Origin of the sequence: Xanthobacter nonsaccharivorans (genome assembly GCF_043194755.2) — a bacterium.
Lineage (GTDB): Bacteria > Pseudomonadota > Alphaproteobacteria > Rhizobiales > Xanthobacteraceae > Xanthobacter > Xanthobacter autotrophicus_G.
Map to the genome: position 1 here is coordinate 4,929,041 of NZ_CM195526.1, position 15,894 is coordinate 4,944,934.

The window sequence follows — 15,894 nt, forward strand, 5'->3', positions numbered from 1 at the left end:
CCGCCCCAGACCCGGCTGCAACTATACGCCAACCTGCCGCAGAAGCAGCCCCCTGACGTAAAGTGACCTTGCGTAAATTTCATGTTCTCTCGTCTTGCCCCCCCTTGGCGAACCCACCATATTGAGCCCCGGATCGCCAAGGTTCCGGCAGGTGCCGGAGGGCGGTCACGCTTTTCTCAAAGGGGATCGACGATGTCCGATTATGATCGCAACGTCGCCGGGCGTTTGAACCCGTCGGTTGCACGCTCGCAGGCCGCGATCGACCAGGGGCTGCGGGCTTACATGCTCGGCGTGTACAATTACATGGTGCTCGGCCTCGCCATCACCGGCGCGGCAGCGCTGGGTGTGTACATGCTGTCCGTGGGCAGCACGCCGTCGCAGTACGCGCTCGGCAACGGGCAGTATCTCACCCAGTTCGGCTACACGCTGTTCGTGAGCCCGCTGAAGTATGTGGTGATGTTCGCCCCGCTCGCCGCGGTGTTTTTCCTGAGCTTCCGCATCGAGCGCATGAGCGTCTCGGCGGCCCAGCTCACCTTCTGGATCTACGCCGCGCTGGTGGGCATCTCCCTGTCCACGATCTTCCTCGTGTATGCGCATGGAAGCATCGTTCGGGTGTTCTTCATCACCGCCGCCTCGTTCGGCGCGCTAAGCCTCTACGGCTACACCACGCAGCGTGACCTGTCCGCGATGGGATCCTTCCTCATCATGGGCCTGTTCGGCATCATCATCGCCTCGCTGGTGAACATTTTCCTCGGCTCGACGATGCTCCAGTTCATCGTCTCCGTGGTGGGCGTTCTGGTGTTCGCGGGCCTCACCGCCTACGACACCCAGCGCATCAAGGAGATGTATTTCGCCGGCGACGACACCGCGGTCATGGGCAAGAAGGCCATCATGGGTGCGCTGGCGCTCTACCTGGACTTCATCAACCTGTTCATGATGCTGCTCCAGCTGTTCGGCAACCGCAGCAACGACTGACGCAGCCGACGGCCTGACCCAGGCCGTTGAGCGGATACGAAGACCCCGGCATCCGCCGGGGTCTTTTCGTTTTGGGCCCGCCCTTTTCAGCACCGCCTCCGGTGCCGTAGAAGGCGGGTCATGCCGATCCGCTCCGTCCTCCCCTCCGACATCCCCGCCATCGCCGCCATCTATGACGAGGCCGTGCGCACCGGAACCGCCTCCTTCGAGCTGACGCCGCCGGGCGCCGCGGAGATGGGCCGCCGGCACGCCGCGATCACCGAGGGCGGCTTTCCCTATCTGGTGATGGAGGAAGAGGGCGTGCTGCTGGGCTATGCCTATGCCAGCGCCTTCCGGCCGCGCATCGCCTATCGCCACACGGTGGAGAACTCCATCTACGTGGCCCCCAGGGCGCAGGGCCGCGGCATTGGCCGCGCGCTGCTCGAAGCGCTCATCGCAGCATGCGAGGCGAAGGGCTTCCGGCAGATGGTGGCGGTGATCGGCGACAGCGGCAATGCCGGCTCCATCGCCCTGCACCGGGCATGCGACTTCGCGCACATCGGCATCCTGCCGTCCACCGGCCTCAAGTTCGGCCGGTGGATCGACACGGTGCTCATGCAGCGTGCCCTCGGGCCAGGCGATGCGACCGTGCCGGAGGAAGCCGAGCTCGGCTTCTCCTCCTGAGGCCGCACGGAACGGCCCGCCGGCCTCAGGACCGAACAGCCCTGAAGCCGGTTCCGATTCTCTTCAGCGCACTGGAGCGCAATTCACCGATCACGGGGAACCGCGGCGCGGCCCCCCATGATCGGATCGCGCGCTAGCGGGTGATCAGCGTGCCCGCGCCATGGTCCGTGAGGAGTTCCAGCAGGACCGCGTGGGGCACCTTTCCGTCGAGGATGACCACCCCCTCCACGCCCTTCTCCAGCGCGTAGATGCAGGTTTCCACCTTGGGGATCATGCCGCCGGAAATGGTGCCATCGGCGATCAGCGCCCGCGCCTCGGTCACGGTGAGGCGGGGAATGAGCTGCTTGTTCTTGTCGAGCACGCCCGGCACGTCCGTAAGCAGCAGGAAGCGCTTGGCGCCGAGCGCGCCGGCGATGGCGCCGGCGAAGGTGTCGGCGTTCACATTGTAGGTTCCGCCATCCACCGCCGCGGCCACCGGGGCCAGGACGGGAATCAGCTCGCGGCCGAGGATCTGGTCGAGCACCGTGGTGTCCACCGTGTCCGGCTCGCCCACGAAGCCGAGGTCCACCTCATGCTCGTCATTGCTGCCGGGGGCGATGACGACACGGTTCGCCTTCCTGGCGCGAACCATGTTGCCGTCCTTGCCGCACAGGCCGATGGCCGTGCCGCCCGCCTCGTTGATGAAGCCGACGATCTGCTTGTTGATGGAGCCGGCGAGCACCATCTCCACGATTTCGACCGTGGCCTTGTCGGTGATGCGCAGGCCGGCCGCGAACTCGGACTTGATGCCGAGCTTCTGCAGCATGGCGCCGATCTGCGGTCCGCCGCCGTGCACCACCACCGGGTTCACGCCGGACTGCTCCAGAAGCACGATGTCCTGGGCGAAGGTGCGCGCGCCCTCCTCACCGCTGATGGCGTGGCCGCCGTACTTCACCACGACGATGGCGTCGTCGTAGCGCTGCATGTGGGGCAGCGCCTTGGCCAGCACCTCGGCCTGCAGCTGGGCTTCCGACGCGGGAGAGGGATTGGGCTCGGTCATGAAGGCTCGCTCGTGGTCCGCCACCGGGCGGCCGGGCGGCCGCCGCGCGCCCCGGCTTCTCCGGGCGGCGCCCTTCTAGCCGGTTCCGGAGCGCGGTGAAAGGGCGGCTTGCAGGCGGAGGTCCGCACCATTTACCTTGCGTCAGACTTTCTTCGGTCGCGGAAAGGTGATCTGAAGCAGCCGCTGGACCACCACATTCACAGGGTCAACCGCGCCATGCGCGGCGTCCCTGCCGATCCGGCCTCCCCGCCCCGCGCCCCTCGAGCCTTCGCCAGAGCAAAGCCCGGCCCATGACCAGCCATCCGACCCCACCGGCCCGCCGGCCGCACGATCTGCGCCGCAGCATGATCGTCTTCCTGTTCGCAGCCTGCTTCGTGCTGGTCTCGGTGCCGATCCTCACGCATCCGATTCCCCCCCTGTCGGATTATGTGAACCACCTGGCGCGCATGGACATCATCGCGCAGCTGTCGCGCGACCCGGACCTGTCCCGCTTCTATTACCTCTCCTGGACGATCCTTCCGAACCTGATGATGGACCTCATCGTCCCGGTCATCGACAGGTTCGTGAACATCTATGTGGCCGGCGAGATCTATACGCTGATGTGCTTCGCCTTGATCGCGGCGGGCACGCTCACGCTCAACCGCTCCCTGTTCGGGGTGTGGTCGGCGCTGCCGCTGGTGGCCTTCCCGCTCCTGTATAACGGCATCTTCCTGATCGGGGTGATGAACTATTACTTCGGCATCGGGCTCGCGCTGTTTGCGCTCGCGGCCTGGAGCTTCCTGCGCGACAAGCCCTGGCCGTGGCGCTACGCCGTCTCCACCGCGTTCGTGATCGCCCTGTTCTTCTGCCATCTGTTCGCGGCCGGCGTGTACGGGCTCGGCCTGCTGGCCTTCGAGCTCGACCGTCTGCGCCAGACGCGCGGCACGCCTCTGAAGCCGCGCCTTCTCCTGTTCGTTTCCGCCGGCCTGCCGTTCCTGCCCATCATTCCCATGCTGATCGCCAGCCCCACGTGGGGCCTCACCGGCGACAATTACTGGGAGCCGCAGGGCAAGATCGAAGGCATCGAAATGGTCGTGAACGTCTATTTCGATTACGTCGCGATCCTGCTGTCGGCGGTGGTGGGCATCGCCCTGGTCTGGGCGGCGCGGCACCGCCTGCTGCAGGTGCACTCGCTGATGCTCCCGCTGCTGCTGGTGGCCGGCGTCGTCTATCTCGCCATGCCGCGCGTCATCTTCGCCACCTACATGGCGGACCAGCGCCTCCCCGTGGCCGTCGCCTTCCTCGTGCTCGGAGCAATGCGGGTGGACCTGCGCAACCGGCTCGCGCGGCGCGGCTTCGCGGTGGTGCTGCTCCTGCTGCTCGTGGTCCGGGTCGGCGAGGTGCAGGTGGTGTGGAACCGTCTGACCCAGTGGACGGTCGCCTTCGGCCAGTCGGTCAACGAGATCAAGCGCGGCTCCCGCATCCTCGTCGCCTATGCCGACGTGCAGGGCGGCAACGACCCGCGTGACCTCGGCCTCGTGCATGCGGCGTGCCTCGCCATCATCGAGAAGTCGTCCCTCGTCACCACGGCCTTCACGGTGAAGGGCAAGCAGATCCTGCGCGTCCACAAGCCCTACCGCGACCACGTGGACACGGAGGACGGGACCCCGCCGTTGACCGAGCAGCTGCTGGTCACGGAGGAGGAGCCGAGCGCCGACGGACCGCGCTACTGGGACCTCTGGCCGCAGAATTTCGACTATGTCTATCTGCTCTTCACGGAGCGCGGCGCCCCCAACCCGGACAGCGACCGCCTGCAACTGGTGTCCGAGGGAGAACGCTTCCAGCTCTACAAGGTGATCCCGCCCTCGGCCCCGCCGTCCTGACCCCGCCGATCGCGGCGGCGTCATTCCCCCGTCATCGTCCGGTGCAAGGCACACGCCTCCGCGCCTCCGGAGGTCCCATGGAAACCGTCCTCACCAACGTCCGCCTTGTCCTCGACGATGCCGTCGTCACTGGCACGCTGGTGGTGCGGGACGGACGCATTGCGACGGTGGACGAGGGCGCCAGCACGTTGCCGGTGGCGCTGGACTGCGAGGGCGACTTCCTCTCGCCCGGCATCGTCGACCTGCACACCGACGCGCTCGAAGGCCATTTCGTGCCGCGGCCCAAGGTGTTCTGGCCCGATGCGCGGGCCGCCGCCCTCGCCCATGACGGGCAGACGGTGGCAAGCGGCATCACCACCGTGTTCGATGCCATCTGCGCCGGCGGCTTCGACCAGGCGAAGGCGGAGCGGCGCGACCTGTTCCAGGTGATGCTGGACGCGGTGGAGGACACTGCGGGCCTGTTCCGCGCCGACCACCGCATCCACCTGCGCTGCGAGATGACGGACCCTGACCTTCTCGATCTCGTGGAGCCGGCGCTCAAGCGCTCGGCCCTGTCCTTCGCCTCGCTCATGGACCACACCCCCGGCGCCCGACAGTGGCGGAACGTGGAGGTGCTGCGCACCTTCCTGCTGGGCATCGGCAAGGAGGCGGCGGAGGCCGAGGCGGAGATCACGGCGCGCTCTGCCCGCGGTCGCACCAATGTGGAGCGGAACTTTGCGCCGCTGGCGCAGATGCTGGCCGCAAGCGGCGTCATCCGCGCCAGCCATGACGACACCACCGAGGATCACGTTGCCCTCGCCCGCGAGGCCGGCTGCACGGTAAGCGAGTTCCCCACCACGCGGGAGGCGGCCGAGGCCGCTCGCCGCGCAGGCCTCGCGACCATCGGCGGGGCGCCCAACGTGGTGCGCGGGGGCTCCCATTCCGGCGGCGTCGCCATGGGCGCGCTGGCGGCAGACGGGCTTGTGGACGCCCTCGCCTCCGATTACGTGCCCGCGAGCCTGCTCCAGGCGGCCATCGGCCTTCACCGGGCGGGCATGACGCTTCCCGGCGCCATGGCCCTAGTGACGCGCAATCCGGCGCAGATGGCGGGGCTCGACGATCGCGGCAGGCTCGCCGAGGGCCGGCGCGCCGACCTCCTGCGCTTCCGCATCGTGGACGGCACGCCCGTCGTCCGTCAGGTTATGGTCGAGGGAGAGCGGGTGTTCTGAAGCAGATCCCGCGGAGGCTGAGGGGCACAGGATGAAACGACGCGCAACGCTCTGCCTCGCAGGGCTGGTCACGACGCTGGTGCTGGCCGGTGCGGCCGTGGCCGGCGAGTCCGCCGACAGCGAGACGGGAGGCCCGGACTTCTGGTCCGTCTCCGGCCTGCCGAAGGGTACCACCCTCACCCTCAAGACGGAGCCGGGCGAGGCACAGAAGACCCTCGGCGCGGTGCCCGCTGGGGCGCGCCTCGCCAATCTCGGCTGCAAGCGGCTCAGCTCCGAGCGCCGCTGGTGCAAGGTGCGCACCGATGGCGGCGACACGGGCTGGGTGATCGGCGCCTTCCTGCGCGAATGGGCCGACGCCCCCAAGGAGGCGGCCAAGGACGCCGCCAAGGATGCTCCGGACAAGGAGCCGCCGAAGCCCGCCAAATAGCCGGCCGGCGCGCCCCGCCTCAGAACAGGCTGGGCACGACGCCCACCGGGAAGCCGGCGAGCTTCAGCGTGCCGGTTTCAAAGCCCAGGGCGAAGGTGGTGCCCTTGCGGCCTTCCACCGTCCCCGGCTTCCCCACCATGGCGAGGGCCCCGACGATGGGCGCCACTTCCTTCGGAATCGCCCCGGCCTTGTTCAGCCCCTGCACCAGCTCGTTGATCCCCGCGAAGCCAAGATCGAGCTTGCCGTTGAGGCGGCCCTGGGGATCGAGCGCCACGATCCCGGTTGCGGACGTGGCCACCTTCGGCGCGGTGATGACGAAGCGGTCGAGCCGGGCCACCCCGCCTGCGTCGGCCCACGCCTTCAGCCGCTGGGCGACCGGCATGGGACGCAGGTCCGCCGAGGCGGTGACGGTGCCCTGGAGCGACATGTCCACCGGTCCGGAAATGCCGAAGGCGGCGAGCAGCGCGCTCTCCCCGCCGAGCAGGCCGGAGGCGTAGTCCACCCCGTCCGGCTTGCCATCGGTGGCGGGCGCACGGCGGGCATGGAACTCGAACAGGCGGGCGGAAACCAGGGACGTGGCCGGCGCGCCACCGGCCTGGGGCTGCTCCAGCTTCAGGTCGTGGGCCTGCAGCGAGAAGCGCTCCGGGCGGCCGGAGAGATCGCCCACGCCGCTCATCTGCAGCAGAGACCAGTTGGCCGCGTAGGCAGTACCGGTATTGAGGTCCTCCACCCGCGCCGGGGCCTGGAACTCCGCCACCAGATGGTTGGGAGCCCACACCTGCGCCACCGCATGGGCGGAAACGGCGGTGAAGCGCATGGCGTCGCCTCCGCGCGTCTCCAGCGTCGCCTTGGCGCAGCGCAGCTCGAAGCGGAAGGGGAAGCCGCCGAGGCTGCGTTCGCCGCAGCTCCATATCCGGCCGAGTCGCGCCTCGCGCCCCATCCAGGCGTCGATCTCGCGCTCCGCCCGGTTGGCCGCATAGAACCAGAGCCCGCTCCAGACCACGCCGAGGATCACCAGCAGGGACAGGGGAACGATGACGAGCCAGGGTTTGGGGCGGGGCGAGGGGGCGGCTGGAGCAGTCATGCGCGTCCTTGAGGCTTGTGTCCGAACCCGCCTTGAGCTTGCGGTGGACCGTTCCGGCTGTTAGGCGACGGACACGCGCATCTGTCAACGCTGAGGAGCGTCGGGCTCCGCCATGGTCGAGGAAGAAGGCACCGGTTCCGGCCTCGCCGCTGCAGACCTGCCAGGATCGGCCGCAAACGCGACCGAAGCGGGGGCGAGGGGTCACGCGGCCCAGGGCGATGCGGACGGCGACAGGTGGGTTTTCGCCTACGGCTCCCTCATGTGGAACCCGGGCTTTGCCTTTGCCGAGCGCTGCGAGGCACAGCTCGTGGGCGCGCACCGCTCCTTGTGCATCTATTCCTTCCACCACCGCGGCACACCCGAGAAGCCGGGGCTCGTGCTGGGGCTGGACCTCGGCGGCTCCTGTCGGGGCATCGCCTATCGGGTGGCGGCTGCGGAGTGGCCGCAGACCCATGCCTATCTCATCGCCCGCGAGCAGATTTCAGGCGTCTATCGCGAGGTGGTCCGGCGCCTCCAGTTGCGGGACGGCTCGGGACGGGTCGTTCCGGCGGTGGCCTACATCGCCAATCGCGGCCATGTGCAATATGCGCGGGGCCTCTCGCGGGACGACCAGCTTCACCTCGTCCGCCGCTCACACGGCAAGTCCGGCCCGAACGGGGATTATGTACTTGCCACCGTCGCGGCCCTCGAGACCCTGGGCATCACCGATGGGGACCTCAGCTGGATCGCGCGGCATCTCCACCAGGAGCACGCGCTGCCCCACGACGCCCCTTCCGGCGAGGACGAGACCCCGCCGGTTTAAGCGGGGTGCTCCATCAGGCGGCGTGACGCTTGCTGAAGCAGGGTGCCGGCAGGGCCGGAACCAGCGGCAGGGGCGGGACGCAGGCCGGCCGCGCGAACAGGCGCCGCAGCGCGGGGGCGGCCTCCTCCTCGCCGAACACATGGATGTGGACTTCATCGGCCCGGAGGCGGGCGGCGGCAGCCTGCGCCGCCTCCCCGGTCGGGCCGGCCCACATGGCGATGGAACCGGCCGGGGTGCGGCGAGCCACCACCGCAAGGGCGTGTGGATAATCAGGGGCAGCATCCGCCGGATAGACGGAAAACACATGGCGCACGCCGTCTTCGTCGCGCCAGAAGCGGTAGCGCGCACCGAGGGCACCGTGCTTGAGGCCGTTGAGGCCACCGGCATCCACAAGGGGAACGAGGAGCGAATCAGTTGCGTTCATGAGAACGAAACTAGAACGATCCCTGCCCCTCGATCAAGAGTTTTCCACAGGGGTGGACAGCGGGGATGAATCGGCCCTCGCGCGACGCTCCGCCAGATGCCGCGGGGCGCGCTCGCCGAGCTCGTCGAGCCCCTCTTCCAGCAGCCGGTCGCTGGCGGTCTCGATGTCCCGTTCGAGGCGGGCGAGGAAGGCCGCCCGGCCGAGGCCGGGGGGGATGGGCGGCAGGATCTCCACCCGGATCGTGCCCGGCTGGAGCAACGTGGCGCGGCGCGACCAGTAGAGCCCGGAATTGAGCGCGACCGGCAGGCACGGCGCCTTCAGGCTGGAATAAAGGTGCGCCACGCCGAACTTGTAGGCCGGCGGCGCACCGGGGGCGCGGCGCGTGCCTTCGGGGAAGATCAGGATCTGCCGCCCCTCGGCAAGGTCCGCCACGGCGCGACGGGTCATGTCCTTCAGCGCCGAGGCACCGGCCCTGCGGTCAATGGGGATCATCCGCGCCTTGGCGGCGAACCAGCCGAAGACCGGGATGCGCATCAGCTCCTTCTTCAGGATGAAGGCCGGATCGGAGAACAGCGGCAGGAGCGCGAAGGTCTCCCACGCCGACTGGTGCTTGGCGGCGATGAGGAGCGGGCCCGGCGGAATGTTCTCCACCCCGCGAAACTCGACCCTGACCCCGGCGATGACGCGCAACAGCCAATTGTTCGTCCTGACCCACGACAACACTCCCGCACGCCAGAGGGCGCGGCGGGAGATGAACGGCAGGGCCGGTAGCAGGACGAGGAGATAGAGCGTCGTCGCCACGTAGAAGGCGATCTGGAAGAGGAGGGAACGCAGGATGGTCGGCAAGCGGGCGGTCAGCACACGGGTCTCCTCCATGGCCCCGGCCGGGGCCGCGTCACCGGGAGACGCGGGCCTCCACCGGCGCGGCGTGGAGAAGGGCCGACGCCGGAGCATCCGCCGGGCCGGCCAGCGCCTGGGCCGGCCGGATCTTCACCATCGCCATGATATACTTCACATATTCCTTGATGAGCAGCCGCGCCGTGGCGAAATCGCTCCACCACCGCTCCGTCTGCTGCGTCGTGGCGACCACGGGATAGGCCACCAGGTCCACTTCCGGCAAGACGCGCGCAAGCTCCATCATCGCCCGCGGCATGTGCCAGGCGGACGTGACCACCACCAGGGACCGGAAGCTGCGGCCGCGCGCCCACTCCGCGACCTCGATGGCATTGCCCCGCGTGTTCAGGGCCTTGTGGCCGAGATCGATGCAGCAGCGCATGAGGCGCTCACCGTCCGGCAGCACGCGGCTGAGATCCTCGGCGGAGAGGGACGGGTTCACGCCCGAGATGAGCAGCCGCCGCCCGCGCCCGTCCGTCAGCAGGGCCAAGCCGTCGAGGATCCGGGCGGGCCCACCGGTGAGCACAACGATGGCATCCGCCGGCTTCACGGCAACGGTGAGCGGCTCGCGCGGGGAAATCTGTGCGGTGAAGGCGAGGAAGCCTGCGACCCCAGCCACTCCGACGAGGCCCACGGACAGCACGAGCACGGTCAGAATGCGGCGCAGGATGGTGCGGCGGCGGGCGCGGCCATCCCCTGCCCGTCCTCCCCCGCTTTCCTGCGCGCCCTCCCGGCACGGCGCCATACGGCCATCCGCCTTGGACATGGTCATGCTCCGGACCATGCCTGTGGAATGCGGCGGAGGCGAGGACATCCCCGGCATCGCCCGTCGTGGGCGACAATCATTGGATTGTCCTCAACGTCCGGTAAACGGTGACCCGCGAGGTGAGCGCGGTCGCCAGCGCCACCACCACCACCGCCGCGGCGATGCCGAGAAAGCCCCAGATGCCCGGATGCAGCCAGCCGAACACGGCGGGCACCTCCGGGTCACTGCCGAGGCCGAGGCGCGGCAGCAGCGCCACGAGCCCGAACACGGCGGTGGCGGCAAGCCCGCCGATCAGGCCGCCCTGCGCGCCGATCTTCAGGAAATGGCGCTGGAACTGGGCGGCGATGAAGCCATCCCGCGCGCCGACGAAATGCAGCACCTCCACCACGGCGCGGTTGGTGGCCACCGCGGCGCGGGTGGCGAACACCACCGAAAGCACGGTCGCGAGCCCCACCAGGGCAAGCAGCACCACGCCCACCAGCATCACCCCGTCGGTCACCGCCACCAGGCGGCGGGACCAGCCGCGGTGGTCGTCCAGCGTGGCGGTGGGGATCTTGTCGGTGAGCGTGCGGCGCAGGCGGGCGAGGTCGGCGGCGCCGGCCCCGTCCAGCTTCAGCACCACCACGCGCGGCACCGGCAGATCGGCGAGATCAAGGCCGGAGCCGAGCCAGGGCTCCAGCAGCTTGGCCGTCTCCTCCGGCGTGAGGACGTGGGCATCGCCGATGCCCGGGGTCTTGCGAGCGATGTCCGCCGCGGCCTGCACCTGCGCATCGGTGGTCTGCCGGTCGCCGGCGCGGATCTCGATGGTGACTTCCCGCGTCACGTCGGCGCGCCACTGGCTGGCGGTGCCGCGCACGGCGAGCGCGGTGCCGATGGTAAGTCCGGCAAGGAAGGTCATGATGGCCACCACCGCCACCAGCGCCCGCCCGGCGATGGTGGCCGAGGGCACGATGGAGGCCTGGCCCCGCCCGCTGCGCGGGCGCGGCGCCTCGCCCGCCTTGGCGGGCTTGGCCGGAGCGGATCCGCCGGGCACGATGCCGGAAGGGGGGCCGGCCTTGGCGCGGCCAGGGTCAGTCGTAGACATAGAGGCGTCCGTCGGCGATCACGAGGCGGCGGGCGTCGTACTGGTCCATGAGCGCAATGTCGTGGGTCGCGAGCAGCACCGAGGTGCCCGACTTGTTGAGCTCGATGAACAGCCGCAGCAGCCGGCGCGCCAGCGTCGGGTCCACATTCCCCGTGGGCTCATCCGCCAGCAGGAACTCGGGCCGGCCGATGAGGGCGCGGGCGATGGCGGCGCGCTGCTTCTCGCCGCCCGAGAGCACCGGCGGCAACGCCTGCATGCGATCGCCGAGGCCGACCCACTGGAGGATTTCCGTCACCTCCGCACGGTAGGCGGCTTCCTCCTTGCCGAGCACGCGCAGCGGCAGAGCCACGTTCTCATAGGTGGTGAGGTGGTCGAGCAGGCGAAAATCCTGGAACACGATGCCGATTCGCCGGCGCAGCACCGCCACCTCGTCCGGGTCGAGGGAGGACACATCCCTCCCGAACAGGGTGATGAGCCCGCGCGTGGGCTTCAGCGAAAGGAAGAGCAGGCGCATGAGCGTCGTCTTCCCCGCGCCGGACGGGCCGGTCAGGAACTGGAACGAATTGGGCTCGATGCCGAAGGAGACGTCCTTCAGCACTTCGGGGCCCATCCCGTATCTCAGGCCGACATTCTCGAACCGGACCAACGCCCCACCCCTTGGTCGAATCGCGCCGTTGCGTAGCGGTCAAACATAAACCAAGCGTGGACGCCTGCCACCGCCAGCCATGCGAGGCGGTCAGTTGAGGGCGAGCAGCCCGTCCGGCGTGAATTCGAGCCGCATCGCCTTCCACTGGTCATAGCCCGTCGAGGGGAGCGTGTAAGGCGCACAACGGTTGATGGCGCGCATCAGCGCGAGGGCGAAGGCGGCGGCGCTCTCGCCGATGTCCGCCGCGACCAGGGTTGGGCTGGAGGCGAGCGAGCCGTCGCGGTTGAGCGCGACGGAAACCACCGCCTTCGTTCGCGCGGGGAACTCCCCGGCGCCGAACGACCAGCACCGGCGCACCGCGGACCGGAATTCCGACAGGCCGTCGACCGGGCTCGCAGGGGGCGGCGGCTGGCGCTTTGGCAACGCCGCGGCCGCCGGCGCGGCAGAGGTCTGCTGCGGCACGTCGCAGAAGGCGGTCTGGATGGAGCACTTGCGCCCCCCCTCGCTGCAATCCACCAGCGCTTTCTCGCGCGCCTGGTGGATGTCCTCGCCGGAGGTCCATGCCGCGAACCCGTTCTCCCGCGCCACCGACAGGGCGACGCAATGGCCCCGGCCGGACATCACCACCTGGCACCCCTTGAGGTCGCAGCCCTCGAGGGCGGATCTGCGCGCCGCCTCGATGGTGGGAGCGCTGTGGATGGAGCCATAGGCCCAGCGCTTGCCGCTGCGCCCGAAGGCCAGCGCATAATCCGCGCAGGCGGGCTGGATGAGAAGCCCGCCCAGGGCGGGACCCAGGATGATGGCCCTCCACATGCGCCTCTCCCCCAGCCTCTCCCCCCAGCCCCGGAAGCGGACCGCATGGGCCGTCATCAGGGGCATTTGCCGAGACCCGCCAAGGTCTCCAGCTCCTTCTGCACCTGTGGCGTGCTCCGCTCCACCGGGGCGTAGCTGACGTATTGCACGAGTGGCTTCATGGCATCGCAATAGCGGCCTGCCATCTTCAAGGCGTTGGATGCGTTCCAGAATTCGGCATACACCACGTTGGAGGGGTTGCTCCACAGCGTGAGCGAGCGCTGGAAGGCGTCCGCGGCTTCGGAATAGCGGCCGAGCTTCATGAGGGAACGGCCGATCCAGGCCGGCCAGAGGGCCGTGTTGGGGGTGAGGCGCTCGTTCGCCCGGGCCATCTGCAACGCCTTGGCGGCATCGCCCGCCTCGTAATAGGCCATCGTCGTCTGGTAGGCGATGCCGTTGTCCGCTCCGCAATTGGCAAGAAAGGCATCGCCCAGTCCTGCCGCCGCCCTGCTGTTCTGCCCCTGGCTCAGCCGCGTGACGAGAGCGAGCAGGGCTTGGGGATTGCAAAGATTGTCCTGCACCTGACGGGCCAGGCGTCGTGTATCGGCGCTGCTGGTCGTCTCGATCACGGTGGCGAGAAGGTCCGCAGGCGTCACATTTCCGGGAACGGCGACGAGGCAGTGCCGGCTGTGGCCGCGCCGCACCGACGAGGCGAGGTCCTTGCGCCCCGCATCCGCCAGGGCATCGGCGAGCGCGGAGGTTTCGATATTGCTGCAGGGATTGGCCGACAACCGCGCCAGCTTCTCGCTCACCATGGGAATGTTGGCGATGATCTTGGGAATAGGCGCCATGCCGAGGCGCGCGTAGATCGGGTCGTACTTCCTGTCTTCCACATAGAGGAGATAGGCGACGATCCCCGCCCCGATGGTGAGGAGCGCCCCCGCCAGCACCCACACCAGCGCTCGCACCGGATTGGGACGAGCGAACTCTGGCTGCGGAACCGGACGATCCAGCATTCTGGCAACCTTCAAGCTCGGCAATGGCGACATTGGACCAGAGCAGGCAGCCCGCTGCAACCAAAAGTTAGGTTGGAGATATTTGCCAGCTTTTGAAGGCCGAGCGCACCTTGCGGAGACATCCGCGGCCGGAATGCCCCCCGTCTGGACGCACCGGCCCGGAGGGTCCATGCTCGCGCGCCTTGCGACGAGGAACCATGCATCTGCCGAACATCACCGTTCTCTATGACGAGAACCGCATCGCCGCCCGCAACCACGCCCTTGCCGCCGAGATCGCGACGCTCGCGCCGGAGCGGCTGCTCGCCGTCGCGGTGCTGAAAGGCTCCTTCATCTTCGCTGCCGACCTGCTCCGTGCCATGCACACGTCCGGCCTGTCGCCGGAGGTGGAGTTCATGCACCTGTCCTCCTACCGGGAGGCGACCATCTCCTCCGGCCAGGTGGAGATCCTGAAGGATGTGGAGAGCGACGTGCGTGACCGCGACGTGCTGCTCATCGACGACATCCTGGAATCGGGGCGCACCCTCGCCTTTGCCAAGGACCTGCTGATGGCCCGCGGGGCGCGGCGGGTGCTGGTGTGCGTGCTGCTGGAGAAGCCCGGCAAGCGGGCTGTGCAGATCCAGGCCGACTTCGTGGGCTTCACCTGCCCGGACGTGTTCGTGGTGGGCTATGGCATGGACGTGGCCCACGCCTGCCGCCAGCTGCCCTTCATCGGGCACATCCAGGGGCTGGAGTGAGGCTTCATGGCAGGTGCGGATGCTGACGCGTCGGCACGGTGGCGCGCTCGCCCGCCGGCCTGCTTAGCTGAAATACGATCAGTCGAGCGCAGCGCGCTTCGGCATCAGGCCGGCTCCGCGCCGTTTGCGGCGAGCACCGCGCCGGCGAGATAGAGCGAGCCGGTGATGAGCACCCGCGGCGGCGGCACCACCGCCGCCCGGCCGATGCGCTCCAGCGCGCTGCCCACATCCCGCGCCACACTGGCGGGAATGCCCAAGCCGGCGGCCGCTGCCGCGACATCCTCCGGCTTCAGGCCCGCGTGCTCCCCCGGCACCGGCACCGCGATCGCTTCGCGCACCAGGCCCGAGAACGGCGCGAGGAAACCCGTCACATCCTTGGTGCCCAGCATACCGAGGATGAGCACCAGCGGGCGCGAATAGCGCTCCTCCAGCTCGCACAAGGCGTGGGCGAGGGCGGCCCCGCCGGCCGCATTGTGCCCGCCGTCGAGCCAGACCTCCACGCCCGCGGGCGCGCGCGCCACCAGCGGGCCGTTGACGAGGCGTTGCAGCCGTGCCGGCCAGTCTGCGCGCAGGATTCCCGCCTGGAGCAGGCCCGCATCATGCGCCGCCGGGAGCTTGACGGCACGCAGGGTGGCGACCGCGAGACCGGCATTGTCGATCTGGTGAGGCCCCACGAGGCGCGGCCGCGGCAGGTCGAGCAGGCCATCCTCGTCGGCATAGACGAGCCGGCCGCCCTCCTCCTGCACGTGCCACTGCTGGCCGCGCACGAACAGGGGCGCGAACTTCCGCGCGGCGACCCGCTCGATCACCGCCAGGGCTTCCGGCGGCTGCGCGCCCACCACCACCGGCGCGCGCAGCTTGATGATGCCGGCCTTCTCGGCGGCGATGCTCTCCACGGTGGGGCCGAGGAAATCCACATGGTCGATGGACACCGGGGTGATGACGCTGGCCAGCGGCCGCTCGACCAGATTGGTGGCGTCGAGCCGCCCGCCGAGCCCCACCTCCAGCAGCAGCACGTCCGCCGGATGCTCCGCGAACAGGATGAAGGCGGCCGCCGTGGTGATCTCGAACAGGGTGATGGGGGCGCCGGCATTGGCCGCCTCCGCCCGGTCGAGGGCGTCCGCGAGGGCCGCGTCCGAAACGAGGGTGCCGCCCCCGGCCGCGCCGAGGCGGATGCGCTCGTTGAAGCGCACCAGGTGGGGCGAGGTGTAGACGTGCACCCGCTGCCCCGCCGCCTCCAGCATGGCCCGCATGAAGGCGATGGTGGAGCCCTTGCCGTTGGTGCCGGCCACGTGGATCACCGGCGGCAGGCGCCGCTCGGGATGGCCGAGCGCCTCCAGCAGCCGCTCCATCCGCGCGAGCGACAGGTCGATCTTCTTGGGGTGCAGGGCCGCGAGGCGGGAGAGGATCTCGTCCGTGGCGTGGGCGGGCTGGGGCAGGGCCATCGTCGTTCCGGCCGGGACGGAGGGCCGCCCCGC

The 15,894-nt window shown here is 69.3% G+C and carries 17 protein-coding genes; 7 read left to right on the forward strand and 10 right to left on the reverse strand.

Going from position 1 to position 15,894, the window contains the following annotated elements:
- Positions 1-192 precede the first annotated feature (192 nt).
- Both V5F59_RS22540 and V5F59_RS22545 read left to right on the forward strand, forming a co-directional pair.
- Positions 193-975 (forward strand): Bax inhibitor-1/YccA family protein, encoded by a 783-nt coding sequence (locus V5F59_RS22540; RefSeq protein WP_393980564.1) that lies wholly within the window; start codon positions 193-195, stop codon positions 973-975.
- 120 nt (positions 976-1,095) lie between these two features.
- Positions 1,096-1,638: a GNAT family N-acetyltransferase gene (locus tag V5F59_RS22545; protein ID WP_393980562.1), complete on the forward strand. Its 543-nt coding sequence runs from the start codon at positions 1,096-1,098 to the stop codon at positions 1,636-1,638.
- Between the two features lie 133 nt (positions 1,639-1,771).
- On the opposite strand, the gene argB is transcribed toward V5F59_RS22545, so the two are convergent.
- Positions 1,772-2,677, reverse strand: a complete 906-nt coding sequence (gene argB, locus V5F59_RS22550) for an acetylglutamate kinase (RefSeq protein ID WP_393980560.1) — start codon at positions 2,675-2,677, stop codon at positions 1,772-1,774.
- Between the two features lie 290 nt (positions 2,678-2,967).
- On the opposite strand from argB, the gene V5F59_RS22555 reads away from it, so the two are divergent.
- From V5F59_RS22555 to V5F59_RS22565, 3 genes are all read left to right on the forward strand, one after another.
- Complete coding sequence (locus tag V5F59_RS22555) at positions 2,968-4,539, forward strand: hypothetical protein (RefSeq protein WP_393980558.1); 1,572 nt, start codon at positions 2,968-2,970, stop codon at positions 4,537-4,539.
- A 77-nt stretch (positions 4,540-4,616) separates the two neighbouring features.
- Entirely contained in the window at positions 4,617-5,747 is a 1,131-nt protein-coding gene (locus V5F59_RS22560) for an alpha-D-ribose 1-methylphosphonate 5-triphosphate diphosphatase (protein ID WP_393980556.1), read from the forward strand.
- Between the two features lie 31 nt (positions 5,748-5,778).
- Positions 5,779-6,174: an SH3 domain-containing protein gene (locus tag V5F59_RS22565; RefSeq protein ID WP_393980554.1), complete on the forward strand. Its 396-nt coding sequence runs from the start codon at positions 5,779-5,781 to the stop codon at positions 6,172-6,174.
- Positions 6,175-6,193: 19 nt separating this feature from the next.
- Here the strand turns inward: V5F59_RS22565 and V5F59_RS22570 are convergent, their stop codons facing one another.
- Positions 6,194-7,258 (reverse strand): DUF2125 domain-containing protein, encoded by a 1,065-nt coding sequence (locus tag V5F59_RS22570; RefSeq protein WP_393980552.1) that lies wholly within the window; start codon positions 7,256-7,258, stop codon positions 6,194-6,196.
- 112 nt (positions 7,259-7,370) lie between these two features.
- Between V5F59_RS22570 and V5F59_RS22575 the strand changes: the two genes are divergently transcribed.
- The gene (locus tag V5F59_RS22575; protein ID WP_393980550.1) at positions 7,371-8,060 is read left to right on the forward strand and encodes a gamma-glutamylcyclotransferase; all 690 of its coding nucleotides are present in this window, start codon (positions 7,371-7,373) and stop codon (positions 8,058-8,060) included.
- A 13-nt stretch (positions 8,061-8,073) separates the two neighbouring features.
- On the opposite strand, the gene V5F59_RS22580 is transcribed toward V5F59_RS22575, so the two are convergent.
- The 7 genes from V5F59_RS22580 to V5F59_RS22610 all read right to left on the reverse strand — a co-directional run bounded on the left by V5F59_RS22580 (position 8,074) and on the right by V5F59_RS22610 (position 13,682).
- Complete coding sequence (locus V5F59_RS22580) at positions 8,074-8,484, reverse strand: hypothetical protein (protein ID WP_393980548.1); 411 nt, start codon at positions 8,482-8,484, stop codon at positions 8,074-8,076.
- Between the two features lie 33 nt (positions 8,485-8,517).
- Positions 8,518-9,345 (reverse strand): lysophospholipid acyltransferase family protein, encoded by an 828-nt coding sequence (locus tag V5F59_RS22585; protein WP_393980546.1) that lies wholly within the window; start codon positions 9,343-9,345, stop codon positions 8,518-8,520.
- Positions 9,346-9,379: 34 nt separating this feature from the next.
- On the reverse strand, positions 9,380-10,144 hold the full coding sequence (locus tag V5F59_RS22590; protein WP_393980544.1) for a YdcF family protein: 765 nt from the start codon (positions 10,142-10,144) through the stop codon (positions 9,380-9,382).
- 76 nt (positions 10,145-10,220) lie between these two features.
- Positions 10,221-11,228 (reverse strand): cell division protein FtsX, encoded by a 1,008-nt coding sequence (locus V5F59_RS22595; RefSeq protein WP_393980542.1) that lies wholly within the window; start codon positions 11,226-11,228, stop codon positions 10,221-10,223.
- Complete coding sequence (gene ftsE, locus V5F59_RS22600) at positions 11,215-11,874, reverse strand: cell division ATP-binding protein FtsE (RefSeq protein WP_393980540.1); 660 nt, start codon at positions 11,872-11,874, stop codon at positions 11,215-11,217. The genes V5F59_RS22595 and ftsE overlap by 14 nt, the downstream gene beginning before the upstream one ends.
- A 90-nt stretch (positions 11,875-11,964) precedes the next feature.
- Positions 11,965-12,687, reverse strand: a complete 723-nt coding sequence (gene tolA, locus V5F59_RS22605) for a cell envelope integrity protein TolA (RefSeq protein WP_393980538.1) — start codon at positions 12,685-12,687, stop codon at positions 11,965-11,967.
- A gap of 56 nt (positions 12,688-12,743) precedes the next feature.
- Positions 12,744-13,682: a tetratricopeptide repeat protein gene (locus V5F59_RS22610; RefSeq protein WP_393980536.1), complete on the reverse strand. Its 939-nt coding sequence runs from the start codon at positions 13,680-13,682 to the stop codon at positions 12,744-12,746.
- A 197-nt stretch (positions 13,683-13,879) separates the two neighbouring features.
- On the opposite strand from V5F59_RS22610, the gene hpt reads away from it, so the two are divergent.
- Positions 13,880-14,416, forward strand: coding sequence for a hypoxanthine phosphoribosyltransferase (hpt, locus tag V5F59_RS22615; protein WP_393980534.1), 537 nt, complete (start codon positions 13,880-13,882; stop codon positions 14,414-14,416).
- Positions 14,417-14,520: 104 nt separating this feature from the next.
- Here hpt and V5F59_RS22620 read toward each other — a convergent pair whose 3' ends face one another.
- Positions 14,521-15,861 carry a bifunctional folylpolyglutamate synthase/dihydrofolate synthase gene (locus V5F59_RS22620; RefSeq protein ID WP_393980532.1) on the reverse strand — a complete coding sequence of 447 codons (1,341 nt, stop codon included), beginning with the start codon at positions 15,859-15,861 and terminating at the stop codon, positions 14,521-14,523.
- Positions 15,862-15,894: the final 33 nt, after the last annotated feature.